Consider the following 24,965-nt stretch of genomic DNA (forward strand, 5'->3'; position numbering starts at 1 on the left):
ATGATCAGATCCGTCGCCTTGCTCTTCACATTGGTTTTGCTCAATGTCCTTTTTCAAACAGAGGGTTTTGGGCAAAAAATAAAACCATTAGGCCTCTTCCTGACGGACAGCATTGAAGTGGGTAAGCCTGTTTATTTCTCGCTTAGCGTTCGGCACAATCCTAACACTGAAATCTTTTTCCCAGACACATTATACGATTTCTCCCCTTTCGAAATCATTTCAAAACTGGCATTCTCGTCCAGCACAGACGAAAGGGGGAGTTTGGACAGTGCTGTTTATCAGCTCATTTCTTTTGATGTTGAACGCGCTCAAACCCTCAGTTTGCCCGTTTATGTTTTCCATAAAAAAGATTGTACAGCAGTTTTCACAAGACCGGATTCTGTTTTTTTGATCAAAAGCAATGTCGTTGAACAAGTCAAAACTGCGAAACTGAAACCTGAAACTTCCCTGTTGCCGCTAAGCAGTCAGTTTAATTTTTCCATTTTACTAGGCAGCATTGCGCTCATTATCGGCATTGTAGGCAGCATTTATTGGGTTTTTGGACAAGATATTTACAAACAATGGCAGCTGATCAAGTTGCAGCGGCGACATTTGGAATACGTGCGCTCATTCAACCGCCTCATGCGTAACGCGCGGGAGAAAAACAACATTAAGGATGCAGAAAAGGCCATTATAGTCTGGAAAAATTATTTGGAACGACTTGAAAACAAGCCTTTTGCAACCTACACAACGCGAGAAATCGTCGATAACATGCCCGACGAAGCCCTTGCGGAAGCATTGAAAAACATGGACAGCATTATTTACGGACAGGTAATTTCCAAAAATATGGCTGAATCGCTCGAAGTCCTCAAAAGTGGTGCAACGCGGATTTACCGCAATAAAAGAAGATTCATCCTCGACAGGCCCGTCGCTTAATCTGGTTTATGGAAAAGTGGTTTTCATTAAAATGGTTTGGTTATGAGGTCTTTCGGTCCTACGAATGGGTGTATCCCTACTTTTTGTATTTGCTGCCCTTCGTCCCGCTCCTTTTTTGGCTGCGCAATGCATTGCACAGAAAGCATAAGCAGCGCCTGGTAATTACTTATAGTCCGGTCCGCGGCGCGCGCGACTGGCAATCATTGTTAAGGTTTGTTCAGCCTGTTTCAGTAGGACTAGGCATTTGTCTGATTCTCGTTGCATTGGCGCGTCCACAGGTCATTTCGGAAAGAACAGATCAATATTCGGAAGGAATTGACATTATGCTTTTACTCGACATTTCGGATTCGATGATGGAGAAAGATCTCAGCCCAAACCGTCTGGAAGCGGCAAAACTGGTTGCCAGGGAATTTATCAAAGGTCGTTTACAAGACCGGATCGGGTTGATTGTTTTTGCAGGAGAAGCCGTTTCGCTATGCCCGTTGACGACAGATTATGAGCTCCTTTATGGATTTTTGAATGAAATAAGTCCTGCTATGGTTCCCACGGCAGGAACGGCGATTGGTAGCGCGCTTGCTGTGGCCGTAAACCGCATGCGCGAAACACCGGGTGAAAGTAAAGTGGCGATTTTGATCAGCGATGGCGATAACACCTCCGGGAATTTAGGGCCGGCGACATCGGCGCAACTGGCGCATGCATTTGGGGTGAAAGTTTACACGATTTCAGTGGGTAAGCAAAAAAAATCAGCACGCACAGACAGCGCGGCGGTGTCGAATGCGTTAGTAGATGAAACGGAGCTGAAAAATATTGCAGGTTTGGGAAATGGGAAATATTTTCGTGCGTCCGATAATAGTGCGCTTGCGGGTGTTTTCAAGCAAATTGACCAGATCGAAAAAGTGAAATCCAGGGATGTTGTGTCCCGTGATGTGACGGATTTTTATCGGGTTTATTTATATTGGGCAGTGTTGTTCCTGCTGATTGCAATTGGAACAAAAAGTACATTCATGGCAAACATTCTTGAAGATTAATGCTGAAAGCATATTACAATTTCGACGCGGTTGAGGCTGGACTGGACGAGGTAGGCAGAGGTTGTCTGGCTGGCCCAGTGGTGGCCGCAGCGGTAATTTTACCAAGAGATTTTACCCATTCCTATCTTACCGATTCCAAGCAACTGACCAAAATTCAAAGGCTGGAACTGGAAAAAGACATCATTCGCGAAGCCATTTGCTGGGCCGTTGCAGAAGTGGATAATCTGGAAATTGACAGGATTAACATATTGAAAGCCAGCTTCTTGGCCATGCATCGCGCCGTGGATAAGATGCACACAAAACCAGAACATTTGCTCGTAGATGGCAACCGTTTCACGCCTTATCCCATGATCCCGCACACCTGCATTATCAAAGGCGACGCACATTATTTCTCAATTGCAGCTGCTTCTGTCTTAGCCAAAAATTACCGGGACGAATTAATGTCCAGACTTTCCGGCCAGTTCCCGCATTATGGATGGGAAACGAATGTCGGTTACCCGACCATTCACCATCGAAAAGCCATTGGCTTGCACGGTCCGTGCCCCTATCACCGCATGACATTCAAATTATTGAAGGCAGAATGCGATCAGGCAATGGAAGAAGAAATGGAAGATTTAGGCTTTTTATAGAGCGGAACTGTGCTGCAAGGCTCACCAAACATTAGGCTTTGAACGATTGGTTTAAGCAAACGGCTTATTTCAACATAAGCAGCAATCGGAACATCAACCTTACTGCATCCTTTCACAACCACACGTTTGCCTTCATATTCGCTTAGATCGATCTTTTGAATTGCGTCTAAAAACAGCTTGTCCTCCAACGCATTCAAATCACCAAAAACAATTGCATTCGCATAAGGCTCCAATTGAACCGCCAGCAGCATATAAGCCCAAGTCGGCACAATGGCGTCTTCCGAACACGTGATCGCAACATTTTTGCCTTGATATTGCGTCCAGTCATGTGCTTTCAAGAATTCCCTGAAATCCTTTTCTTTCAGGATCATTCCCTGCCACAAATTGTCTTTGATATCGTATAAGACACGCTCGCCGGGATGATACAATTCTTCCAAATCCAGTGACACAATGCCACTAACCGCAACCCGGTTTACAATTTCTTCAGTTTCCATTTTAAGCTTGCTTTACTTGAATGTTAACACGAAAAAGGCGCAGTTTGTTTATTTGACCAAACAAAAAACAAACTTCGTCAAGCTGGCAAGCTGGATTTTTTCGAAGGCGGAGACATAAAATCCTTCAAATAATAAGGCTCAAATGTGGCCACATTCTCAAATTGTTCCTTTTCAAAAGCCTTGGCAGCCAATTCACCTATCGTTACAGCCGAAGGTCGAATCTCTTTTTTAGGAAAAACAGCATTAGGATGATCGCCAAGCAACTTTTGACATTTAGCAGCACCGTCACCAAAGAAGACAACCTTATGTTCCGAAAGCAGATCCTGAAATGAATTTTCATCCATAATAATGGCCTGCGTCTCTTGTACGAAATTGTTCGTCGAATCGAAAACAGCTGCATAAACCTCCATCCTCCGCGCATCAATCATCGGACAAAGTAAATGCCCGGGATAAAAAGCATTCAACTGCAAAGCCATCGCTTCCAATGTGTTAATGGCAATCATTGGCTTATCCAATGCGTAACAAAGCCCTTTTACAGACGAAACGCCTACGCGCAAGCCTGTGTAAGAGCCAGGGCCTTTGGCAACTGCAATGGCGTCCAGATCATTTAGTGTAAATCCTGCATGATTTACTGCACTTTCCATAAGCGTAGTCAGCATGGAAGAGGATGAACGATCTGTATGCAGGTCGGCGCTGGCGAGTAAAACTGAATTTTCGTGAACTGCCACGGAGCAGCCGCGGATAGAGGTGTCGATACTAAGTAGGAGCATATGATTTATTAAAACAAAGAGGAGTAGGACGTCACTAGTCCTGTCGCCCCGAGCGTGCCAAGGCCCCTGTCGCCCTCAGCCTCTATCACTTCAAGCCTCTGTCACCCTGAGCGGAGTCGAAGGGGCGGTACCACCTAGGAGTAACGCCCCTTCGACTCCGCTCAGGGTGACAGGCGCTCAGGGTGACAGGGGCTCAGAGTGACAGGTGAGGTAACTTATTTCTTCTTCAAAAGATCACTATAACGTGCCGGTTCTTTGAACAGCGCCAGCGCCGCCTTCACCTCGGGATCTTCCTTAAACGAAGCTTCTCTCAAACCTTTTTCCAGATAGTAATGCTTGATGATTTCTTCTTCCAGGATCTTTTTGATCTCTGGTTTGAAAATCTGCAAGTCGTTGTCTTTGCTGTGTGAAAGCTTGGATTTTAATGCTTTTAATTGATCTTCAATCACTTCCAGAGATTTCTCTTTCTTAGCGGAAGCTTCCAGATCATTCAAATCACGCTCAACTTGCGTGGTGTAATCGTATTCTTTATCACCAAGCCATTTGGTAAAAGCTGCATAATCCGCATCGGAAAGGTTGAATTCCTTGGCGGGTTTGATCGTTGGGTGCTCGAAGTGGAATTTGACAGCGTAATCGAAGAAAAGTCGATTCCGGCCCAACGAAGTTGCTAATGGCGAGTAAGTTTCTTTTTCTGTTAAAATATCAGGCAAAATTCCGCCGCCGTCGAAAACAGAACGGCCGTTTTTGGTTTTAAACTCCGTCATCAGCGAGTCGGCAATTTTACCAACGCTTCCGTCATCGTTTCTGTGGCTGTAATCAATGGCTTGAATGCACCGGCCGCTTGGAATGTAATATTTGGCGGTTGTGATTTTCATTTTGGTGTTAAATGAAAGATCGCGTGTCGTTTGCACAAGGCCTTTTCCATAAGTCCGTTGCCCGATCAAAACGCCACGGTCGTAATCCTGAATTACACCGGAAACGATTTCTGCTGCGGATGCGCTGCGGTTATTGGTTAGCACAACAACGGGCATTTCAGTGTCCAAAGCAGGGTTATAAGCGGTGTAAGTTTTGTTCCATTCGCTTACTTTGCCTTTTGTCGAAACAATCTCTTCTCCTTTTGCAATGAAAATATTGGAGATTTCAATGGCCATATTCAGCAAGCCACCCGGATTATCGCGCAAGTCCAGCACGACAGATTTCATTCCTTTTCCTTTCAATTCCTGAAATGCATTGCGCACTTCGCGGGAAGCGGTTGCGGTGAAATCTTTGAGGTCAATGTAACCTACATCCTCGCTGATCATGCCGTAATAGGGCACATTGGTTACTTTTACAATGTCTCTGTTCAGTGAAACTTCAAGGGGTTTGGTTGTGCCGTAACGCTTTATTGTCAGTGTAACATTGGATTGGGTTTGGCCTTTGAGCAATTTTCCAGTGTCAAAATCTTCACGGGTTGAAAGATCAACGCCATTGATTTTAACAATTTCATCGCCCAATTGCAGTCCGCCTTTCTGAGCAGGTGTATCTTCATAAACCATCATGACCGTATGCTTGCCTTCGGCTGAGCTGATGATCGCGCCGATGCCATTGTATTTGCCGGTGGTCATCGTCATGTAATCCTCAATGTCGTCCTCGGCATAATACACAGTGTAAGGATCCAGCGAGCGCAGCATGTTATCTATGCTGGTCTTAATGAGCTGGTTGGGATTGATTTCATCCACGTAATAGGCGTTCAATTCCTTGAACAATGTGGCGTAAATGTCCAGGTTTCGCGCGATTTCGAATAGGCGGTCGTCTTTCTTGAATGAAAGAAACGCAAGCCCTGCAACCACCGGGATGGCCAGCCAGAAGGAACGAAGATACTTTTTCATCTATGTTCGGAAATTGGATTAAGGTTTTTGGGCGGCTCGGGGCAACTTTTCGAGTTTTTTGAGCGATTGCTTCATGGCCGTTTCAATAACGTCGTAAGATGTTATTTCTTTTGCAAGATACAAAAAAGCAATGTAGGAAGGTCTTGATTCCGTGGATAATGCGAGGAGCGATTCCTTGTTCAAACGGTAAGCTTCACGGCAGCGGCGACGGAGAAGATTGCGGTCGACAGCGCGTTTGAACGACTTTTTGGAAACAGAAAAAAGGACTTGCGGAAGTGGGGGAGGCGACTCTTTTTCAATAATATAGAGCACCCTAAAAGGAAAAAGGTAGAACGTTTGGACCTCCGTGCTACCTCTCTGAAAAAGCCGTCCGATTACTCGGGGGCTGCATAAGCGTTCATTTTTACCAAATGTGTTTTTCAAGCTCTTGTAGAAAAAAGTGTCTGCTAAGTTTGAGTAAATCGAACTTAGCAGACTATGAAAAGACTATGCGTCCCAGACTTTAAGTCTTCTACTTAAACTTTTAAACCGCTGTTATTGCTTATGACGTTTTTCGTCTGATACTGTCAGTTTCCAACGGCCTTTCTTGCGACGGCCAGCTACTACTTTACGCCCATTTGCAGTGGACATTCTTTCACGGAAACCGTGTTTGTTTCTCCTCTTGCGATTCGATGGTTGAAAGGTACGTTTCATCTCATTATCAAATTATTGCGCTATAAATCTCTGTCTACCCTTAATTTCGGCTTGCAAAGGTAGACAAAAAATTAATTTTAGACAAAGTTTACAAACTTTTTTAAGAAATAGTCCTCAAATACAGCTCCTTGCACCATTTAAAGCCGGATTATCTCTAACTTTTTAAAGGGTTACAATGTTTATTTGTGCTGATACTGTGTACATTGCATATATTCAGTATGGTTTTAACAATTTCACACATTCACTATGTATTCTTCTGTTTTGATCGCCGGGCAGTTTGTTAACCTTGGCATCAAGGAAAGCAATCCTGTAACCCAAATGAAGTTGCAAAAGATGGTCTTTTTTGCACACGGCCTGCATTTGGCGCTGAATAACGGAAATCCTTTGATCCGCGAGAAGTTTCTCGCATGGCGGTTTGGCCCGGTCGTGCCGACGATTTATCAGCTTTACAAAAAGTGGGGTAATTCACCCATTATGGAGAAAACTTCAATTACTGTAAACTTCCAGCCGCTGGCCAATTTTTCTGAGCTTACCCCTTCTGCGCTGGAAGCAATTAACAATACATGGGAAATTACAAAAGACGTTGATGCTATAACGTTGTCAAACTGGTCACATTCGGCGAACTCGCCCTGGGATATAACTTATAAGCAAATTGGCGAGAACGGTGTCATTGACGATAACCTGATTAGAAATTATTTTGAGCAGCAAATCAAATCCCCCGTCCCCTCAGTCTAACCCGCATGCGCCCATTGACAGGACTACATTACGCAATTGGGTAACTTCTGCATCTCCGGAATCCACTGAACAAGATATTAGTGAAAAAACCTTCCTTACCCTGCTTCAACAGGTTAGTCTGGAAGGGTTGTCGCAAAATATCCGCGAGAGAAAGAAATACGCCGAATATATTTTCTGGATGGTTTCGATCTGGCTCGTAATGGTAATTATGCTCGTTTGGCTGAATGGCCTTGGAGAAATATATTGTTACAATTTTCTGGAACCATTGCTGCGCAGCGGAGTCAAATATATCAGCTTTAAATTTGAGCTTTCAGACGCAGTTTTGATTGCGCTGATCACGACGGCAACCGTTAATATTACTACATTCTTTCTGGTCGTTACCAAATATCTTTTCCCTAACACGCCTGACAAGGACAGTCCGCCTGTCGAGTAACATTAAATTTCGTCATCCTTTTTTGCCCTTACTTTATTTGTGGTTTCTTTTCGTGACCATTGATAAACTACTTTTTTAAAGCGCAGGTCTTGAATGATCGGCTTGATGTTAGCAAAAAAAGCATCTTTGGTCTTTTCATTGGCAAATAGATCACCTTTGAAAGTCAAGGTATCCTGCCTCGGACCTGACACGGCAATGTCGATTTTCTGGCCGCCAAGAACTTCTTTCTTTGATTCGACATAGGTTGTCCGAAGTTCTGGAAATTCCTTGGTTTGTACCTCAATGATTTTCTTTTCCAAAATGTCAATCTGCGGTTCAATCACCTTGTCTTTACTGCCTTTTACTTCATTAAAAAGCGAAGTGTTCGACTTGTGCCATGACAATCTGGTTGCGATATCCTGTTTGGACATATCACTTTTCAAATTCCGGTCAATGTCAACAATCTTGTTTTGAACAAATAGTAGCACATTCTTGCCTTCTGCGGCAGTAAGTTTTTTAGGGGTCAGGAAATAAATGCCGAATCCAATCACAGCAGCGGCGATCAGGACATAAGCGATATATTTAAATGCATTTCCTTTACGAGGATTTTCTTCCATTTGTAGTGATAATCATGTTTCAATACAAAGGTAAAAACGCCGTTCCAGGCGCTGACGGCCTAGTTTAGCAACCTCTCGTGCAGCTATTTCCCCAGAGTGTATACGTTTTGTTTGGGGTGGTTTAGGGCAATCCCAAAAACGCAAAAAGGCCGCGAACTTTCGTTTGCGACCTTTCTCTTGTAGCGGGAGCTGGACTCGAACCAGCGACCTTTGGGTTATGAGCCCAACGAGCTACCAACTGCTCCATCCCGCGGTGTTGTTGAATTGGAGTGCAAACATACGACTATTTTGGAATATAACGCAAGTTTTGAGGGAAAAATAAATGCGGATTTTTTGTAATCATGCTCCTTAACAATCATTTATAGCAATTTCATGGGCGGAAAACCGTACTTTTGTGTGATTTTTAAGTAACACATGGAAGACAAGACAGAAATAACAACTCCTTTTCGCAACCACCGCGCGGGTTTCGTCAGTATTATTGGCAAGCCTAATGTTGGTAAATCCACGCTGATGAACGTTCTGGTGGGCGAAAGGATGTCAATCATTACCTCGAAGGCCCAGACCACGCGCCACCGCATCATGGGAATTCTGAATGGTAAGCATGAAGATATTCCGTTTCAGCTGGTTTATTCGGATACACCCGGGGTAATTAAGCCGGCTTACAAGCTCCACGATTCGATGATGACTTTTGTAAAAGGCTCATTAGAAGACGCTGACGTGGTTTTATTCGTGGCGGAAGTAGGAGAAAAAGTCACGGATCATGAAGTTCTGCCGTTATTGAAGCGCGCCGACGCACCGATCGTGCTTGTTTTGAATAAAATAGATTTGTCCGACCAGGAGCATGTTGATCTAAAAATGGCTGAGTGGGAAGCGGCGATCCAGCCAGATGCGATCATACCCATTTCCGCATTGCACCAGGCTAACATTGCCACGCTTTTTGATGCCGTTATTACCAGGTTACCCTTTCACCCGCCGTATTTCGAGGAGGATGAACTTACCGATAAACCTGAGCGTTTCTTTGCTTCCGAAATCATCCGCGAAAAGATCTTTCTGAATTATCGCCAGGAAATTCCATACAGCTCCGAAGTTGTAATTACAGAATTTAAAGAACGGGATGACATGATCGTTATCCGCGCGGAAATCCTTGTGGAACGCAAAAGCCAAAAGGGAATTATTATTGGAGAAAAAGGGGAAATGCTGAAAAAGATCGGAACGCAGGCCAGGCATGATATGGAGGCGTTTTTTAGTAAAAAAGTATTTCTGGAACAACACGTGCGGGTTGAGCCGGACTGGAGAAGTAAAGAAAACAAGCTAAGGCAATTTGGCTACGACGAATAATTTATAATAAAAGAAAGAAGGGCGGTTGATTGCAAACCGCTTGGACCACATTAATTAATACAAAATGGCAAATATAATTTCAATCGTTGGGCGTCCGAATGTGGGCAAATCCACATTATTTAACCGCCTTACAGAAAGCCGTAAAGCGATCATGGACAACCAGAGCGGCGTTACCCGTGACCGGCATTATGGTTATGGTGAATGGACCGATCAATATTTTACAGTAATCGACACCGGCGGTTATGTCGTTGGTTCAGAAGATATTTTTGAAGGCGCAATTCGTGAGCAGGTTGAGCTCGCATTGGAAGAATCCACGGTGGTTTTGTTCATGGTCGACACGATGACGGGGCTTACGGATCTGGATAAGGACTTTGCAAATGTGCTTAGGCGCGTTAATAAGCCAGTTTATCTGGTTGCTAACAAAGCCGAAACGCAGGAGCGTTACCAGTCTGCCGCTGAATTTTATGAATTAGGACTTGGCGATCAGATCTTCGCTATTTCTGCACAAACCGGTTTTGGAACCGGTGAATTGCTGGATCAGGTGATTACACATTTTGAAACACCGGGTATTGAAGATCCTGAGGCTGGAATCCCGCGTATTGCGATCATGGGTAGGCCGAATGTGGGTAAATCTTCTTTCCTGAATGTGCTTACAGGCACGGACAGGAGCATTGTGACGGACATTGCAGGCACAACGCGCGACGCCATTCACACGCATTATAATGCATTTGGGATGGAGTTTATCTTAACGGATACTGCCGGACTTCGCCGCAAATCACGCGTTAACGAAGACATTGAATATTACTCGACATTGCGTTCGGTGAAGGCGATGGAGGAATCGGATGTTTGTATCATTCTTTTGGATGCGACATTGGGCCTAGAAGGTCAGGATATGAACATTATCGGCCAGGCTGATAAGGCGAAGAAGGGCATTGTGATCATGGTGAACAAATGGGATTTGGTTGAAAAGGATTCTAAAACGGCTGATACATTTAAAAAAGCACTTTTGGAAAGACTTGCTCCTATGAACTACATGCCGATCATTTTTGCGTCCGTGGTTGAAAAGCAGCGGATTCACCAGGTGATGGAAAAGGCAATGGAGGTTTATAAAAACAAAACTAAAAAAATCACGACTTCGAAATTAAATGAAGTGATGCAGGCCGAGATCGAAAAATACCCGCCACCGGCAGACAGAGGAAAGTATATCAACATTAAGTATATGATCCAGCTGCCAACACCATCGCCGACATTCGTGTTTTTCAGCAGTAATCCAAAGCATGTGAAAGACCCATATTTGCGTTATCTTGAAAACAGGATGCGCGAAAACTTCGATTTTTCGGGCGTACCGATCACCATTTTCTTCCGGGAAAAATAAGATACAATACATAATAACAAGGCAAAACGCCGGAGCGAGATTGTTCCGGCGTTTTTGTTTTATCGTTCATCTACTACATTTCGGCAGGTAAATTACCTGTTTCGTCTTTTTTTATATCTGAGCTGCAACCTTTTAAATTATATTTACATCTGTTAATACGAAGGTGCTACCGTCCAACATTTTTAGGTGTCAGAAAAATTTTTCCTAAAAATTGTTAAAAACAAGGTACTATGTATTGCAAGATACCTATTAAAACATATATATTTGTAGAGTCAATTAGTTACAACAGAATCGCATCCTGATTTTTCTCTGAACGACCGAAACATAGCCATGAAAACACTTAAAATATTTACGCTCCTCGTTCTTTTCAGCCTTCAGGCTGGTGCAACCGGATATTCTCATAACATGTTTGTAGCACATAAAAAGTTACAGGCAGGCAAAGAATGCACGCAGCCAAGTGAAAGGATTGTTGAAAAGAAAGCAAAACCTGCAAAATTGGTTAAGCACCACGCAAGTGTGAAGCGCGTTACAGCAATCACTGCACAATTCAGCAGCAACACGCAGAAGATGACACTAAATGAAAGGATCCTGGAAGCAGGGCCGTCTTCTTTCTTTACCAACGAGGAAGAAAGTGATAGCGGTGATTCAATTGTTACCAAATTGGTAGCGTTCGTCCGCTTCACTATTTATACTTTCATCGGGTTGCCAAGCTGATCCGGCAAATATTCACCATGAATTAAAAAAGCTGCAACTTTCAATAGTTGCAGCTTTTTTGTTTTTCAGCCAACCACATTTGTCAGCGTCCCAATGGGCTCAATGGAAATGTGGACGATATCGCCTTGTTGTAATGTAAAATCGGATGGGGGAATAATGCCAGTGCCGGTCATAAGATAAGCGCCGTGCGGGAAAGCCATTTCAAGGAAAAGATAACGAAGCAACTCGTCCGGCTTGCGTTTCATCTGGGATAATGTCACTTCGCCGCTGAAAACTTCTTCGCCGCAGCGAACAATGGCAATGTCGATCACCGTGTCTTCACCAAGCGCAAATTCCGGCACAAATAAGCACGGGCCCAAGGCCGCGCTGCCTGTATAAGACTTAGCCTGAGGAAGATACAAAGGATTTTCGCCTTCAATGCTCCTTGAACTCATGTCATTTCCAATGGTATAACCCACCAATGTTCCGGATGAGGAAGCAAACAATGTCAGCTCAGGCTCGGGCACATCCCAGGTGGAATCGCGACGGATGCGGACGGTTCCGTGGTTTCCTACAACGCGCCAGGCCGTTGATTTGAAGAAAAGCTCTGGTCTTTCCGCTTCGTAAACGCGGTCATAAAAACTTCCGCCGCCTGCTTTTTCGGATTCTTCCATGCGGGCCGTGCGGCTTCTGAAATAAGTTACGCCCGAAGCCCAAACTTCCTGAGAACCAATAGGCGCCAGGATTTCCGGCATGAGGTTATCGTCTGTGAATGTTATTGGAATGAGGCTCTCGATCTGAATTTCAAGCCACTCGTACAGATCATCCCGGTTCACTGCCAGATCCCAGTCTGTTTCGTGTAAACGATAGAAAAGGTCGTCTCTTTCCAGCAGGATGCCGTTTTCTGTTTTATATAACTTCATAGAAATCGCATTTTTGGTTTCGGTTCAATAAGACTTTTTCTTATTGTCTTTACTGCATAAGCTACGATTCTTACTTGCAATCGGGCTATTTGGCTAAATTTTGTCTTTCAAAAAAGCGGCTGTGTAATTGTCTTCGATCTTCGCCATGTCTTCCGGTGTCCCGGCAAATGTGAGATAACCGCCGCCATCGCCGCCTTCGGGACCAAGATCCAGGATCCAGTCGGCGCTTTTGATGATTTCCATATTATGCTCGATAATGATCACGCTGTCGCCCTGGTCCACCAATGCATTAATGGCTTTCAAAAGTTTTTTAATGTCATGAAAATGCAGTCCGGTTGTTGGTTCATCGAAGATAAAAAGTGTTTTTCCTTTGTTCGAAGAGCCTTTTCCAAGGAACGAGGCCAGTTTCACACGTTGCGCTTCTCCGCCCGATAATGTGTTGGAAGATTGTCCCAGACCCACATAACCAAGCCCAACTTCCTGTAATGGCATCAGCTTTTCAACCAATTTCGGTTCGGTCGGTTTGAAAAACTCAATGGCTTCATCCACGGTCATATCCAGGATTTCAGCTACGTCTTTTTCGTTGTAACGCACTTCCTGAATTTCCTGCTTGAATCTTTTCCCATTACAGCCTTCACATTTAAGATAAATGTCGGCCATAAACTGCATTTCGATCTTCACCTGGCCTTCGCCCTGACAAATTTCACAGCGTCCGCCGTCCACATTGAATGAGAAATGTGAAGGCTTGTAACTCCGCGCTTTCGACAATGGCAGATCAGCCATCATTTGGCGGATATAATCGTATGCTTTAATGTAAGTAACCGGATTGGAGCGCGAAGATTTTCCGATCGGGTTCTGGTCGATCATTTCCACTGCTTCGATCCTGTCAATGCTTCCGGTCAGCTCGTCAAACTTTCCAACTTCTTCGCTGAATTCCCCTTTCATGCGCATTAATGCAGGATAAAGGATTTTGCGGATCAATGTTGATTTCCCAGAACCGCTCACGCCGGTAACAACCGTTAATGTGTTCAACGGAATGGTTACGTCGAGTTCTTTGAGGTTATTTTCCCGTGCTCCCTTGATCTTCAAGTGGTGCAATGACTTCCTTCTTACTTTTGGAACGGGAATAGAATCATTTCCCAATAGGAAATCCAATGTATGGGACTTGACGCCGGCATCATCATTATCGGTATAGCCATTGTTTTTCAACTCAGAAATATCTTCCCAATTTCCCTGAAAAACCACGTGCCCGCCGCCTGTTCCGGCTTCCGGGCCAATATCAATGATCTGATCCGCAGCGTGCATGACTTCTTCTTCGTGTTCCACAACAATCACTGTGTTGCCCAGATCGCGTAACGATTCGAGTACGCCGACAAGGCGTTGCGTGTCTCGCGGGTGCAAACCAATGCTGGGCTCATCTAAAATATACATGGAGCCCACCAATGCACTTCCCAGCGAAGTTGCCAGTTTGATCCGCTGAAATTCACCACCGGATAATGAGCTGGTAAGGCGGTTTAATGTCAGATAACCCAAACCAACGCGGTTCATGTAATCCAGTCGGGTTTCAATTTCAGTTAAAACCCGCCTCGCAATCTGCCGGTCGTGCTCGCTGATTTCCAGGTTTTGGAAAAAAACAGTAACATCCTTAATCGGCATTAACACAAGGTCTGTAATGGAAGCTCCACCCAGTTTTACAAATGAAGCGTCTTTCCTCAGCCGGGATCCACGGCAATCCGGGCAGGTTGTGCGGCCGCGAAAACGCGAAAGCATGACCCGATATTGAATTTTATAAGTCTGGGTTTCCAGCTCAGCGACGAAGTCATTCAGCCCCTGAAAATGCTTGTTACCCGTCCAGAGCAGGTCTTTTTGTTCCTGTGTAAGATCTTTATAGGGTCTGTGGATCGGAAAATCAAATTTTGCAGCATTGCGGACAAGCGGCGTCAGCCATTCGCCCATTTTCTCCGTCCGCCAGGGAGCAATTGCGCCTTCGTATACAGACAGGCCTTTATCCGGAATCACCAGATCAGGGTCAATGCCCAATATTTTACCAAAACCCTCACACCTTTTGCAGGCACCGTAAGGATTATTGAAACTAAAAAGATTCACAGTCGGCTCCTCGAATGACATGCCATCCAGCTCGAACTTATCGGAGAAAACCTTACGCTCACCATTCAAGACTTGCACAATACAAATACCCTCTCCTTCAAAAAACGCAGTTTGTACAGAATCGGAAAGACGATATTGCGTGTCCTCGTCATCGTGCTTTACGCCCGCACGGTCGATCAGGATGAAAACCTGATTTCCAGCCTGCGGATAATTGTCCGGATTTTCCAGAATATCTTCAATAGAAACAACCTCATCATTGAGATAAATTCTGTTATATCCTTTTGATAATAAAATGGTTAGCTCCTCTTCCTGCGTGCGCCCTTCGCGAATGTGCAATGGCGCCAGGATCATGACTCGTGTGCCTTCCTCATGCCCGAGCATGAAATTGACAACATCCGTAACCGTATCTTTTCTCACCAATTCCCCCGAAACAGGCGAATAAGTGTGCCCTATGCGGGCAAAGAGCAATTTGAGATAATCATAAATTTCCGTGGAAGTCCCCACGGTAGAGCGAGGATTCCGTGTATTGACCTTTTGCTCAATGGCAATGGCAGGCGAAATGCCTTTGATATACTCCACCTCAGGCTTCTCCATACGGCCCAAAAACTGCCGCGCATAACTGCTCAAACTTTCCACATACATGCGCTGCCCTTCGGCAAACAATGTATCAAAAGCCAATGAAGACTTGCCTGAACCGGATAACCCTGTGATCACCACGAGTTTATTACGTGGAATAGCAACATCAACATTTTTAAGATTATTCACTCGGGCACCTTTGATCAGAATGTATTGTCTCGGATCCAGATCATCGAATTGAGCAGCCTCAATCCGCGGCACAGGTAATTGCATCATAGAGAAATTAATGGGATAGCCGGCATATGTTTGGTCATGCACCGATCTTTATACTAACCAAAAGTACATTTATTTAGTTTGGCATTTCGGAGCAGAATCTTCTGATACAGCCTTATTACAACTGGACTGCATTTGCCTTCAAAAAAGTCATTCCCTTTTGCTCCGCTTCCTCAAAAATCGGATCGGCCAGATGCCCCCAGTTGGTAACATCGGACATGCAGTCGCTCAAAATAGTCACTTTGGATGCCAGTTCCGGCGCGTATTTCAGGATCTGGTTAATGCTCGTCGCCACGCAATGTGAACGTGCTTCGCCAGCAACCAGTATTTGGTCGAATGCTGAAAGATCATTTAAAAACCCCTGATCCAACTCCGTTTCCGGTGCATTAGCAACCGGAACTTGCGCGCGAAAAACGCCAAAATGCTCGGTTAAGGGGTTTGTTCCTTTAATTATTGCTTTATAATCCCGGCCCGTTCTGTGCGTCCAGGCGAGCAATGCTTCCATAATGGTGTCGTCCAGCGCTGCGCCTTTGGAACCGATGAGGCAATGTTCCGGCCAGATGAAATGTTTGAATTCACCTTCGGCTTCCAATGTTTCCAGATATCGGATCACATAATCGCGGTCATAGCGCGGGGTCCACTTTCCTGATTTTACATTTGCAGCGGTAATCAGGGTAAATGGCGCCACGGTGTTGCCATTGGCATCTTCCCAAAACAGCGGATGCGCAATGTCCAGCACCTTATGCGTGTCCAGCGTGACAAAAATGCTGTCGATCTTTTCGCCTTCCAATGCAATCAGTCTGGCAATTCTTTCCACGTCCGTTTCGGCACCCGGGACGTAAAGCGCGCCTTTTGGGTTACAAAAATCAAATTGGGCATCAATGAGCAACAAGGCTGTTTTTTTCATTTCAAGAAGATTTTTTAGGCCAATCAGCTTTCCAGTTCTTTGGGGATTTCCATCTGCCGTGCGTACATTTTGGAGCAAAGCGTGTAAAGCGAGGCCAGCATTCGGTTGGTATCCTTCATGTAGTCTACGCGGTAATCCTCGTCGAGCTTGTTGAATGCATTCAAAATAACCTGTGCCTTTTTGGCCAGATATAATGCACAAGTGTCTGCACGGGAAGAATAAGTTTTTAAAATATTGGCATATTCTTCCATGAATGTGTTCATTAAGAACAGGTTAAGCTCAATGCTGCCAATTTTATCCTTGGTAACTTTCACATGATAAGCAATGTCGCCGCTCAGGTTGCGCATGTCCATGAGCACCCAGCCAGGCGTATTTTGGTTTGACTTCGAAGTCCTAGTAATGCGGCCGATAATTTCCTCCCGCCGTTCCGGAATTGTGGCGCTGTCTTCGATCAATTCGAAATGCAGCCGGTCGGCAAGCGTTTTATCTTTGGTGATCAGCCTCAGCAGCAGCTTATCCTTTTCTTTGGCCGGCATCTGGATAATCGCCTTTTTAAGTTGATCGGGTAATGCCATAAAGTAGGTTTAACATCCTTAAATTTACAATCTGCGAATACGGAATTAACTTTAATAAGCTCTATATTCCTTCGCTTTTGACAAAAATATCAGATATGCCTAAATATCTTTCTATCGGTTTGAGCATTGCTATCTTTTTGGTCTTCTGCGTGACGCTTTTCACGAACACGCTCAACATCCCTTCTTTCGACGACTACGACACGACCATAGGATTCATCAAACGCATCTTTTTTGACGATTATACAGCAAAAGGAAAAGTTGAAATCCTGTTTGGAAGACATAATGAGCATAGGATCATCATCACAAGGCTCGCCGCGGCTGCCTATTTCAGCATTTTTCACCAGGTTGATTTTGCCAATCTTGTGTTTTTTCAAAACCTGATGCTGATCGGATTCTTCGTTTTAATGTTGGTCATTATGAACGAAAACAGGCTGCTATATGCCGAAAGCATCCTTTTTGCTTCGGTATTTTTGTTCAGTCTGGCGTTTTGGCAGGTTTCATTTTACTACTGGGCCGGAAGTCAGCATTATGCGGTTTTTCTTTTCTGTTTTCTAAGCTTTTATCTGCTTAACAAATCGCAAACCATCAAAAGCAGGTATTTTTTTCTGGCAGTCCTTGCCGTAATTATTGCTGTGTTTTCTTTTGGAAACGGGTTTCTGGGCTTGCTTTTGGGCGCATTTATGCTTTTGGTTCAAAAGAAATGGCCTCAACTGTTTGCCTGGACTGGGATTTCTGCTGTGTTGCTATGGATCACATTTGTACTCGGCGCGCAGGTCGTTGTCAAACGCGACATTCCTTTCAACATCGATTGGATGAAAAGTCTGCTCCTGACTTTTCTGGGAAGCTTCGTTTACATTAACCCCGGAGCGAATGATTATATCAACATTTATATCTGCATGATTATCGGAACAACCGTTCTGTTTGTCTGGATATGGTTGTTTTTCAAAGGTTACCCGCGTCGAAACCCGCTGTTGTATTGCATGCTCTCCATGCCCATTCTTACCGGTTTCATCATTTCTGTTTCAAGGTTTGAATATCAGTCCGGTGGTGGTGTGGCGCCGCGCTATATGTTTTTCACGGCGACCATTCCCGTGATCCTGATGCTTATTTTTCTGGATCTTAAAATATTGCGGATCAGGCATTTGCGGTTGCTAGCCTGGGCGGGCGTGCTGCTTTGGGGAGTTGTTTTTTTTCAGAACCGGAAGGCACTGCGGGAAATGAATAAAGATCTGGTTCAAAGAGTGATTGCCTGGGAGAGTGATCCTGAAACGCGCCTTATTCACTTTAATGAAGCAAAACCTGCCTCTGAGTCACTGAAATGGGCCATTGACCATAAAGTGGTTCGGATTCCGGAGTTAAATGAATTCCGGGAAACTGAAACCGTTCCAAATTGAGGTTGCAGTTGTGGATAGTGTAAATTGACTGCTAACTTGCAGCGTTTTTAAATTCATTTGCAGATTTTTATGATTTCAGTGGCTTTGTGTACTTACAACGGGGCAAAATATTTGTCCGAGCAGTTGAAGAGCATTGCTGATCAGACACTGCCGGTTGATGAGTTGGTTGTTTGTGATGACAGGTCGAAAGATAATACCATTGAAATTATCAAATCTTTTGCCGCAGAAAGTGCTTTCCCGGTTCACATTCATATTAATGAAACGAACCTGGGCTCCACCAAAAATTTCGAGAAATGCCTTTCCCTATGCACCGGAGACCTCATTTTCCTATGCGATCAGGACGATAAATGGCGGCCCGATCGCGTTCAAAAGCAGGCAGATTACCTGAATGCACATCCCGATAAAGACGCGGTTTTTTGCGACGCCATGAAAATGGATGACGATTCAAAGACCGTCGGCAGCACAATCTGGGAGGAAATTGAATTTGATTTTAAAAAGCAGGATAAGTGGAAAAATGGCCAGGCGCATGAAATCCTGTTTACTGGTTTTATTGTCACAGGCGCCACCTTAGCCATCAGAAAATCGAGTCTGGCGAGGCTAATGCCATTTCCCACCAATGTCCCCGACCTCATTCACGACGCCTGGATGGCTATGGTGCTGAGCCTCGAAGGCAAAATTGATTTCATTCCCGAAACGCTGATTTACTATCGCATCCATGCCAGCCAGCAAGTTGGTTTTGGGAATAAAGTGGATAAAGTCCAGCTCAAAGACCGGCTGAAACGCGACCGCAACAAGAAATTAATCCCATTAAAAGAAAAAGGTGAGAAACTGCTCGGCATGTACAGGCTGTTGCAAGCGCTTCCATTTGTGCCGCAGGAAAAATTAATGAAGCTGGATCTCGCACAAAAGCATTTTTTCAAACGCGCAGCATTGCCGGATAACCGGCTTTTACGTCTTCCCACAGTTGTAGGCCACATCATTCAGGGACATTATCGTTTCAGCAGCAAAGATTGGTGGTTGCCGGCGATGGGCGATTTATTCGAATAAAAGATCAGGTTATAGTGAAATCAAGCAAATCAAAATCCTCCGTTGCGGTCGTCATTCCGGTTTATAAATCGGCGATGAATGAGAATGAAAAGCTGTCATTGAAGCAATGCATGAAGGTTTTGGGAAAATATCCCATCAAGATCGTAAAGCCGGAAAGCCTGGATTTGAATGCTGTAACAGAGGTATACCCGAACATTGAGCTAATCAGCTTCGATGACGCATTTTTCAAAGACATTGCAGCCTATAACCGATTAATGATCTCCATTGATTTTTACAAAAAATTTCTTTCCTACGAATACATACTGATCTATCAGCTAGACGCTTACGTTTTCCAGGATTCACTTTTAGAATGGTGTGCAAAAGGTTTTGATTACGTAGGAGCTCCGTCGCTGCACATGCCCGAGCTCGACGCTTTACAGGCAGAATCTTACCAGCAATTTGCGGATGCACTCTCAACCCACCGCGTCGTGTTTAACGGCGGGCTGTCGTTAAGGCGTATTCCGGCCATTATCCGCTATTTGAAGATCTATAATGCGGTTTATCCAGCTTGGCTAGGGAATGAGGATATGCTTTTTTCGCAGGAGGCAACGCGGTTGATCCCTATGAAATTATTTTTGAAACTTCCTTCCTGGCATGAAGCGTTGGGTTTTGCTTTTGAGAAAAGCCCGGCTGCCACTTATGAGATCACGCAGCGTAAACTGCCCTTCGGATGCCACGCCTGGGAGCGTTATGATCCGCAATTCTGGTCCACTTTTATTTCTGAAAATCAATAGGTTACATTGTTTAACAAATTTTAACAAACTATCAGGAATGTTAGGACGTTCTTGCAGTGAGTTTTAAAAAGTTAAAAATGTAATGTCATGAATTTCAAAGTGCTTTTGGCAGGAGCGATTGCCATTGTATTTTCATTCAGTCCGGGTTTTGCACAGATTACGAATAACCCGAAGGTTGAGGAGCAGTCTGTGCCATATGTGAAAATTAAGCGTGTGGAGCTTACGGACGAGCAGACGATCATTCATTTTCGGTTCGTTGAAAAAAGATCCACTCAGGTAATGCCGCGCAATCTTCCTTTTCCTATTCCCCGGCAACAGCAGCAACAATTTCAACAGCCTAGTGCAGGATCCATCTGGCTCGATCCAGAGACCAGGTTATATAAGCCGGGTGAAATAGATGTAAAGTTCAAATTCATCAGGGCTGATAACATTCCAACCTCGGGCGGAAAGGAAATAATGCCGGGCGATACGGTCAATTTTGTGGCTTATTTTGAGCGACTGGATCCGGGAATTGAAGTTTTTGATTTTTACGAAGGTCGGAGCACAGGCGGCGGCCAGACGTGGAATTTTTATGGGATACACATTAAAAACCCATTGAAAAAAGATGCGAAAACGCCGCAAACCACTGCAAAGGCAGATAAACCATTAAAAAAGCCGGTTCAGCCAGCACCGGCAGCCAAACCAAAAGTTGCCGAAAAACCGAAGCCAGTTGAAAAGCCTGCCGAAGCCGAAAAGCCGGTTGAAGCTGAACAGCCAATTGAAGCTGAAAAATCAGAAAGTGCATTGAATAAGCTGAAAGCGGGTAAAGTCGCTGTGGGCGAGACGATTAGTTTGCCTAATGTCTATTTTGAAACCTCAAAAGTGGATTTGCTTCCCGAGTCATACGAAGAGCTTAACACGCTGGTCGACTTGCTGAAAGAAAGTGAAAGTATCAGGATCAGGGTGGAAGGGCACACGGATAATGTGGGTGATTTTGACAAAAACCTGGATCTGTCCAGAAAACGGGCAGAGTCGGTGCGGAGCTATTTAATTGAAAAAGGCATTGCTGCCGAACGGATCGAAGCGAAAGGCTACGGAGGCACCCGCCCATTGGCAAAAGGCACCTCCGAAGTTGAACGCAGCAAAAACAGAAGGGTTGAATTTGTAGTAACCCAAATGTAATGTGCTTATCTCGCCTTGATAATGTTTGTAAACTCCCTGGATTTCAAGGATGCGCCGCCAACAAGGCCGCCGTCGATGTCCGGGGAGCTGAATAATTCAGGAGCGCTGGCCGCTGTAACACTTCCACCGTAAAGGATTGAAATCTCCTCAGCAACATCTGCCCCATATTTAGATGCAAGGTGCTGACGTAAAGCCGCATGCATTTCCTGTGCCTGTTCCGCAGAAGCCGTTAAGCCCGTCCCGATCGCCCAGATTGGTTCATAAGCAATGATCACCGAAAGCAATTGTTCCTCCGAAAGATGGAAAAGACTTTCCGTAATCTGGTTTTTTACAAAACCAATGTAATCTTCATTCTGACGCTGATCTAATGACTCGCCGCAGCAGAAAATCGGTGAAACGCCGTTAGCCAAAGCTGTATTCACTTTTTCAGCCAAAACAGCATTGCTTTCATTGAAATATTGACGGCGCTCGCTGTGCCCGATCAGCACATATTCCACACCGATCGACTGCAACATTTGCGCAGAAATCTCTCCCGTATATGCACCCGAGACCTTGTCTGAACAGTTTTGTGCAGCCAGGGCAAAATTCGGTGCGCTTTCCAGATATTTTTTGATAGTAGTAAGATAAATAGAAGGAGGGCAAAGGATCACTTTTACATCACTTTGAACCTCATCATTAGCCATATTTACGAGTTCCGAAGTCAGCGCAACTGCTTCATCCAGAACCTTGTTCATCTTCCAGTTACCTGCAACAATTTTTTTTCGCATGAGAAAATTTTTATTGTGAAAAAACGCCTTTTAACGCAACAAAATTACCATAATTTCCTCATTTACATTATTATGAAGCAATGTTCTGAAAAATCACAAAAACTTTGCACATATAAAGAATTTTTTGTGTTTAATTGAGATAAAATGCACTAAATTTACTTAGATAACCGATAGCGTCGTTTACGGCACTTACTGTACACAGAGGATAATAAAGACAGAGTTAAGCCATTTATAATCAACGTGTTTCTAATGTTAATACCGGAGTTCAGAACTTAGAATTTAAAGAAAAAGGAGGCCACGATGAAAACGTCTAAGTGGTTAGTTGTAGCGATTATACTTTTTACGAACAGCATATCATTTGCTAAAACAGAAGATGTACTCCCCGTTTCAGAGGAAAAGTATGGCTACTTTCTAGATAAAAATCACAAATCCACCCGCATCCCTTTTGAACTGCATTCAAACCTGATCCTTTTGTATGCAAAGATCAACGAAACCGATTCGCTCCGCTTCATTTTGGACACGGGAGTAAGCTCCATTATTATCACTGATCCCCACATCCTGAAACCGGACAAGCTCCGGCTAACGAGAAAAGTGAACCTGACCGGTGCCGGCGAAGGCAAAAGCATTTCCGCGCACGTTGCTATCGACAATAAATTTTCAATGGGCCGCCTCAAAGCCAATCACCAGAACATTGTAGTGCTGGAAGACGATTTTTTGAGGCTTTCTGAATATGTCGGTGTGCCCGTTCATGGGATTTTCGGCTACGAAATCTTCAACAATTTTGTGGTTACGATTGATTTTTCGAAGAAGGAACTGATATTAATGCGCCCCGATAAATATCGCTACAAGACCAGAAAAGGCGATAAGCACCCGCTGATCATTGAAGATACCAAGCCATTTACAGACGCCGTAACGCTTTTTGCCGACGGTCGCGAACACCCGATCCGTGTTTTGATCGATACAGGTGCGGGACATGCACTGCTGCTCAACAATACGCCCAAGGAATCATTCAGACTTCCTGAAAAGGTGATCCGGGCGCAGTTGGGACGTGGCTTGAATGGTGTGATCAATGGCAATCTGGGCCGGATTGATCGGTTAAGGCTGGGCAAGTACACGATGGACAACATTGTGGCGTCGTTTCCGGATAGCATTTCATTTGGCTCCAAACTTCGCGCGGGACAATCTCGCCAGGGGAACATTGGCTGCGAGTTGTTGCGCCGTTTTAAGGTAACCATGAATTATTCGCAAAGCTATATGGTGCTTAAACCGGTAAAAAGCCGGATGCGCGAGAAATTTGAGCACGATATGAGCGGGATGGAGATCCGTGCGGAGGGCATCGACCTGCGTTCTTACATTGTTAACCACATTGCCGACGATTCGCCAGCATTGAAAGCCGGGCTTTTGGAAGGCGATCAATTGCTGTTCATCGACGACCATTCTGCTTCCGACATGAATGTGAGTGAAATTTACAAACTGTTGCAGCGCGGGGACGGCAGGAATATCGACTTGCTGGTGAAACGCAAAGGGGACATTTTCTTTACCCAAATTACCCTGAAAAGAATGATTTAGTTTACTTTTAAGCCAAATTAATCAAATACGCGGCTTAACTTGGAACGCCTCATCGTAACCGAAGACGGTTCACATTCGCTGTATAGTCCAGAGTACAATCAGCAATATCATTCATTACAAGGTGCGCTTGTTGAAGCAGAGCACATTTATATCAATCTGGGCCTGCGTCCGTTGCTCGAAAGAGCGGAGACAACGATCCGGGTTTTTGAAATGGGTTTCGGAACAGGATTAAATGCTTTCCTAACCTGGAAACTGGCCGATTTACTTCAAAAAAATATTTACTACGTCGCAGTTGAAGCCTTTCCCGTTACGCGGGATGAGGCTTTTTCTTTGAATTACGCAGCATTAACCGGCCACTCCGGCTTCATGGAGCTGCACGACTGTCCCTGGTCCGCCGATTGTGCACTTTCCGAAAACCTTACATTGCGAAAAGAGCATTTGCGGCTCGAAGATTTTATAACAACCGAAAAGTTTGATGTTATTTACTACGATGCATTCGATCCGAGAGCGCAGCCGGAACTGTGGACTGCCGAAATATTTTCGCAAATAGCAGCCCAAACGCGCCAGGGCGGCGTATTGGTAACGTACTCTTCCAAAGGAATTGTGAAACGTGCATTACGGGCAGCCGGTTTTGAAGTACAACGGCACAAGGGACCGGGGCGTAAAACACACGTTTTGAAAGCAATAAAAATTTAAAAATCTCACTAGAAATGGATTATCAAAGCATTATTAGCCAGGAATTAAAAGAAGCACAAACGGTTTTAGACCAGTTTTTGAATGATCCGATACAAATTGAAAAAATAGAAAATGCGGCGCGTTTGATGTCCGATGCAATTCTTGCCAATGGAAAGATCATTTCCTGCGGAAACGGCGGCTCACATTGCGACGCCATGCATTTTGCCGAAGAACTTACCGGCCGTTACAGGGATAACCGCCGTTCCCTGCCAGCGATCGCCATTTCCGATGTGAGTCATTTGAGCTGCGTGAGCAATGATTATGGTTATGAATATGTGTTTTCAAGATTTATTGAAGGCTTGGGGCAGCCAGGCGACGTGCTTTTTGGACTAAGCACCAGCGGCAATTCGGCCAACATTATCAAAGCCGTCGAGGCAGCAAGGGCGAAGGGGATGAAAGTGATCATTATGTCGGGAAAAGATGGCGGGAAACTGGCCGGAGCAGCCGACATTGAAATCCGCGTCCCGCACTTTGGCTACGCCGACCGCATTCAGGAAATCCACATTAAGGTGATCCATATTTTCATGCTTTTGATTGAAAAAATGGTTTTGCAGGAATAATTAGGCTATATTATCCTTGCACACCAATCCCC

Annotated in this window: 26 protein-coding genes and 1 tRNA gene; 15 read left to right on the forward strand and 12 right to left on the reverse strand. The window is 44.7% G+C overall.

Annotated elements, in window-relative coordinates:
* The 3 genes from L0659_RS15130 to L0659_RS15140 are packed head-to-tail and all read left to right on the forward strand — an operon-like array spanning position 1 to position 2,572.
* Positions 1–915, forward strand: a complete 915-nt coding sequence (locus L0659_RS15130; protein WP_235127169.1) for a hypothetical protein — start codon at positions 1–3, stop codon at positions 913–915.
* A gap of 8 nt (positions 916–923) precedes the next feature.
* A complete protein-coding gene (locus L0659_RS15135) occupies positions 924–1,943 on the forward strand; it encodes a VWA domain-containing protein (protein ID WP_235127172.1) in 1,020 nt (339 codons plus the stop codon).
* Positions 1,943–2,572: a ribonuclease HII gene (locus tag L0659_RS15140; protein ID WP_235127174.1), complete on the forward strand. Its 630-nt coding sequence runs from the start codon at positions 1,943–1,945 to the stop codon at positions 2,570–2,572. Before L0659_RS15135 ends, L0659_RS15140 begins: the two co-directional genes overlap by 1 nt.
* On the opposite strand, the gene L0659_RS15145 is transcribed toward L0659_RS15140, so the two are convergent.
* The 5 genes from L0659_RS15145 to rpmH form a co-directional block, all read right to left on the reverse strand.
* Positions 2,530–3,066 (reverse strand): DUF2480 family protein, encoded by a 537-nt coding sequence (locus L0659_RS15145; RefSeq protein WP_235127176.1) that lies wholly within the window; start codon positions 3,064–3,066, stop codon positions 2,530–2,532. The two genes, L0659_RS15140 and L0659_RS15145, sit on opposite strands and share 43 nt — an antisense overlap.
* A 77-nt stretch (positions 3,067–3,143) precedes the next feature.
* Positions 3,144–3,836: a tRNA (adenosine(37)-N6)-threonylcarbamoyltransferase complex dimerization subunit type 1 TsaB gene (gene tsaB / locus L0659_RS15150; RefSeq protein WP_235127180.1), complete on the reverse strand. Its 693-nt coding sequence runs from the start codon at positions 3,834–3,836 to the stop codon at positions 3,144–3,146.
* 215 nt (positions 3,837–4,051) lie between these two features.
* Positions 4,052–5,704 carry a S41 family peptidase gene (locus L0659_RS15155; RefSeq protein ID WP_235127186.1) on the reverse strand — a complete coding sequence of 551 codons (1,653 nt, stop codon included), beginning with the start codon at positions 5,702–5,704 and terminating at the stop codon, positions 4,052–4,054.
* An 18-nt stretch (positions 5,705–5,722) separates the two neighbouring features.
* Complete coding sequence (locus tag L0659_RS15160) at positions 5,723–6,127, reverse strand: ribonuclease P protein component (RefSeq protein WP_235127188.1); 405 nt, start codon at positions 6,125–6,127, stop codon at positions 5,723–5,725.
* A gap of 111 nt (positions 6,128–6,238) precedes the next feature.
* Positions 6,239–6,397, reverse strand: coding sequence for a 50S ribosomal protein L34 (gene rpmH, locus L0659_RS15165; RefSeq protein ID WP_015813300.1), 159 nt, complete (start codon positions 6,395–6,397; stop codon positions 6,239–6,241).
* Between the two features lie 246 nt (positions 6,398–6,643).
* Between rpmH and L0659_RS15170 the strand changes: the two genes are divergently transcribed.
* Positions 6,644–7,132 (forward strand): Panacea domain-containing protein, encoded by a 489-nt coding sequence (locus L0659_RS15170; RefSeq protein WP_235127190.1) that lies wholly within the window; start codon positions 6,644–6,646, stop codon positions 7,130–7,132.
* Positions 7,095–7,565: a hypothetical protein gene (locus L0659_RS15175; RefSeq protein ID WP_235127192.1), complete on the forward strand. Its 471-nt coding sequence runs from the start codon at positions 7,095–7,097 to the stop codon at positions 7,563–7,565. The genes L0659_RS15170 and L0659_RS15175 overlap by 38 nt, the downstream gene beginning before the upstream one ends.
* A 2-nt stretch (positions 7,566–7,567) precedes the next feature.
* On the opposite strand, the gene L0659_RS15180 is transcribed toward L0659_RS15175, so the two are convergent.
* Together L0659_RS15180 and L0659_RS15185 are read right to left on the reverse strand one after the other, a co-directional pair.
* Positions 7,568–8,161: a hypothetical protein gene (locus tag L0659_RS15180; RefSeq protein WP_235127194.1), complete on the reverse strand. Its 594-nt coding sequence runs from the start codon at positions 8,159–8,161 to the stop codon at positions 7,568–7,570.
* Positions 8,162–8,341: 180 nt separating this feature from the next.
* Positions 8,342–8,414: transfer RNA gene (locus tag L0659_RS15185), tRNA-Met, on the reverse strand.
* A gap of 161 nt (positions 8,415–8,575) precedes the next feature.
* Between L0659_RS15185 and era the strand changes: the two genes are divergently transcribed.
* The 3 genes from era to L0659_RS15200 all read left to right on the forward strand — a co-directional run bounded on the left by era (position 8,576) and on the right by L0659_RS15200 (position 11,588).
* Positions 8,576–9,499: a GTPase Era gene (gene era / locus L0659_RS15190; protein WP_235127197.1), complete on the forward strand. Its 924-nt coding sequence runs from the start codon at positions 8,576–8,578 to the stop codon at positions 9,497–9,499.
* A gap of 64 nt (positions 9,500–9,563) precedes the next feature.
* Positions 9,564–10,874, forward strand: coding sequence for a ribosome biogenesis GTPase Der (gene der, locus L0659_RS15195; protein WP_235127202.1), 1,311 nt, complete (start codon positions 9,564–9,566; stop codon positions 10,872–10,874).
* Between the two features lie 330 nt (positions 10,875–11,204).
* The gene (locus L0659_RS15200; RefSeq protein ID WP_235127206.1) at positions 11,205–11,588 is read left to right on the forward strand and encodes a hypothetical protein; all 384 of its coding nucleotides are present in this window, start codon (positions 11,205–11,207) and stop codon (positions 11,586–11,588) included.
* A gap of 65 nt (positions 11,589–11,653) precedes the next feature.
* Here L0659_RS15200 and L0659_RS15205 read toward each other — a convergent pair whose 3' ends face one another.
* From L0659_RS15205 to L0659_RS15220, 4 genes are all read right to left on the reverse strand, one after another.
* Complete coding sequence (locus L0659_RS15205) at positions 11,654–12,490, reverse strand: fumarylacetoacetate hydrolase family protein (RefSeq protein WP_235127210.1); 837 nt, start codon at positions 12,488–12,490, stop codon at positions 11,654–11,656.
* 93 nt (positions 12,491–12,583) lie between these two features.
* A complete protein-coding gene (gene uvrA, locus L0659_RS15210; RefSeq protein ID WP_235127211.1) occupies positions 12,584–15,448 on the reverse strand; it encodes an excinuclease ABC subunit UvrA in 2,865 nt (954 codons plus the stop codon).
* A gap of 115 nt (positions 15,449–15,563) precedes the next feature.
* Positions 15,564–16,352: a nicotinamidase gene (locus L0659_RS15215; RefSeq protein ID WP_235127212.1), complete on the reverse strand. Its 789-nt coding sequence runs from the start codon at positions 16,350–16,352 to the stop codon at positions 15,564–15,566.
* 23 nt (positions 16,353–16,375) lie between these two features.
* Complete coding sequence (locus L0659_RS15220; RefSeq protein ID WP_235127213.1) at positions 16,376–16,927, reverse strand: hypothetical protein; 552 nt, start codon at positions 16,925–16,927, stop codon at positions 16,376–16,378.
* 95 nt (positions 16,928–17,022) lie between these two features.
* Between L0659_RS15220 and L0659_RS15225 the strand changes: the two genes are divergently transcribed.
* From L0659_RS15225 to L0659_RS15240, 4 genes are all read left to right on the forward strand, one after another.
* Positions 17,023–18,321, forward strand: coding sequence for a hypothetical protein (locus tag L0659_RS15225; RefSeq protein ID WP_235127214.1), 1,299 nt, complete (start codon positions 17,023–17,025; stop codon positions 18,319–18,321).
* A gap of 69 nt (positions 18,322–18,390) precedes the next feature.
* Positions 18,391–19,368 carry a glycosyltransferase family 2 protein gene (locus L0659_RS15230; protein WP_235127215.1) on the forward strand — a complete coding sequence of 326 codons (978 nt, stop codon included), beginning with the start codon at positions 18,391–18,393 and terminating at the stop codon, positions 19,366–19,368.
* Positions 19,369–19,382: 14 nt separating this feature from the next.
* Positions 19,383–20,141 carry a DUF5672 family protein gene (locus L0659_RS15235; protein ID WP_235127217.1) on the forward strand — a complete coding sequence of 253 codons (759 nt, stop codon included), beginning with the start codon at positions 19,383–19,385 and terminating at the stop codon, positions 20,139–20,141.
* Positions 20,142–20,228: 87 nt separating this feature from the next.
* Positions 20,229–21,302, forward strand: coding sequence for an OmpA family protein (locus L0659_RS15240; RefSeq protein ID WP_235127219.1), 1,074 nt, complete (start codon positions 20,229–20,231; stop codon positions 21,300–21,302).
* A 5-nt stretch (positions 21,303–21,307) separates the two neighbouring features.
* On the opposite strand, the gene tpiA is transcribed toward L0659_RS15240, so the two are convergent.
* Entirely contained in the window at positions 21,308–22,069 is a 762-nt protein-coding gene (tpiA, locus tag L0659_RS15245) for a triose-phosphate isomerase (RefSeq protein WP_235127221.1), read from the reverse strand.
* Positions 22,070–22,369: 300 nt separating this feature from the next.
* On the opposite strand from tpiA, the gene L0659_RS15250 reads away from it, so the two are divergent.
* Genes L0659_RS15250 through lpcA form a run of 3 tightly spaced genes read left to right on the forward strand, consistent with a single transcriptional unit; the run spans position 22,370 to position 24,933 of the window.
* A complete protein-coding gene (locus tag L0659_RS15250) occupies positions 22,370–23,638 on the forward strand; it encodes a pepsin/retropepsin-like aspartic protease family protein (RefSeq protein WP_235127222.1) in 1,269 nt (422 codons plus the stop codon).
* Between the two features lie 39 nt (positions 23,639–23,677).
* Complete coding sequence (gene mnmD / locus L0659_RS15255; RefSeq protein ID WP_235127224.1) at positions 23,678–24,334, forward strand: tRNA (5-methylaminomethyl-2-thiouridine)(34)-methyltransferase MnmD; 657 nt, start codon at positions 23,678–23,680, stop codon at positions 24,332–24,334.
* 14 nt (positions 24,335–24,348) lie between these two features.
* Positions 24,349–24,933, forward strand: coding sequence for a D-sedoheptulose 7-phosphate isomerase (gene lpcA / locus L0659_RS15260; RefSeq protein WP_235127226.1), 585 nt, complete (start codon positions 24,349–24,351; stop codon positions 24,931–24,933).
* Positions 24,934–24,965: the final 32 nt, after the last annotated feature.

The organism is Dyadobacter sp. CY347, assembly GCF_021502655.1.
GTDB lineage: Bacteria > Bacteroidota > Bacteroidia > Cytophagales > Spirosomataceae > Dyadobacter.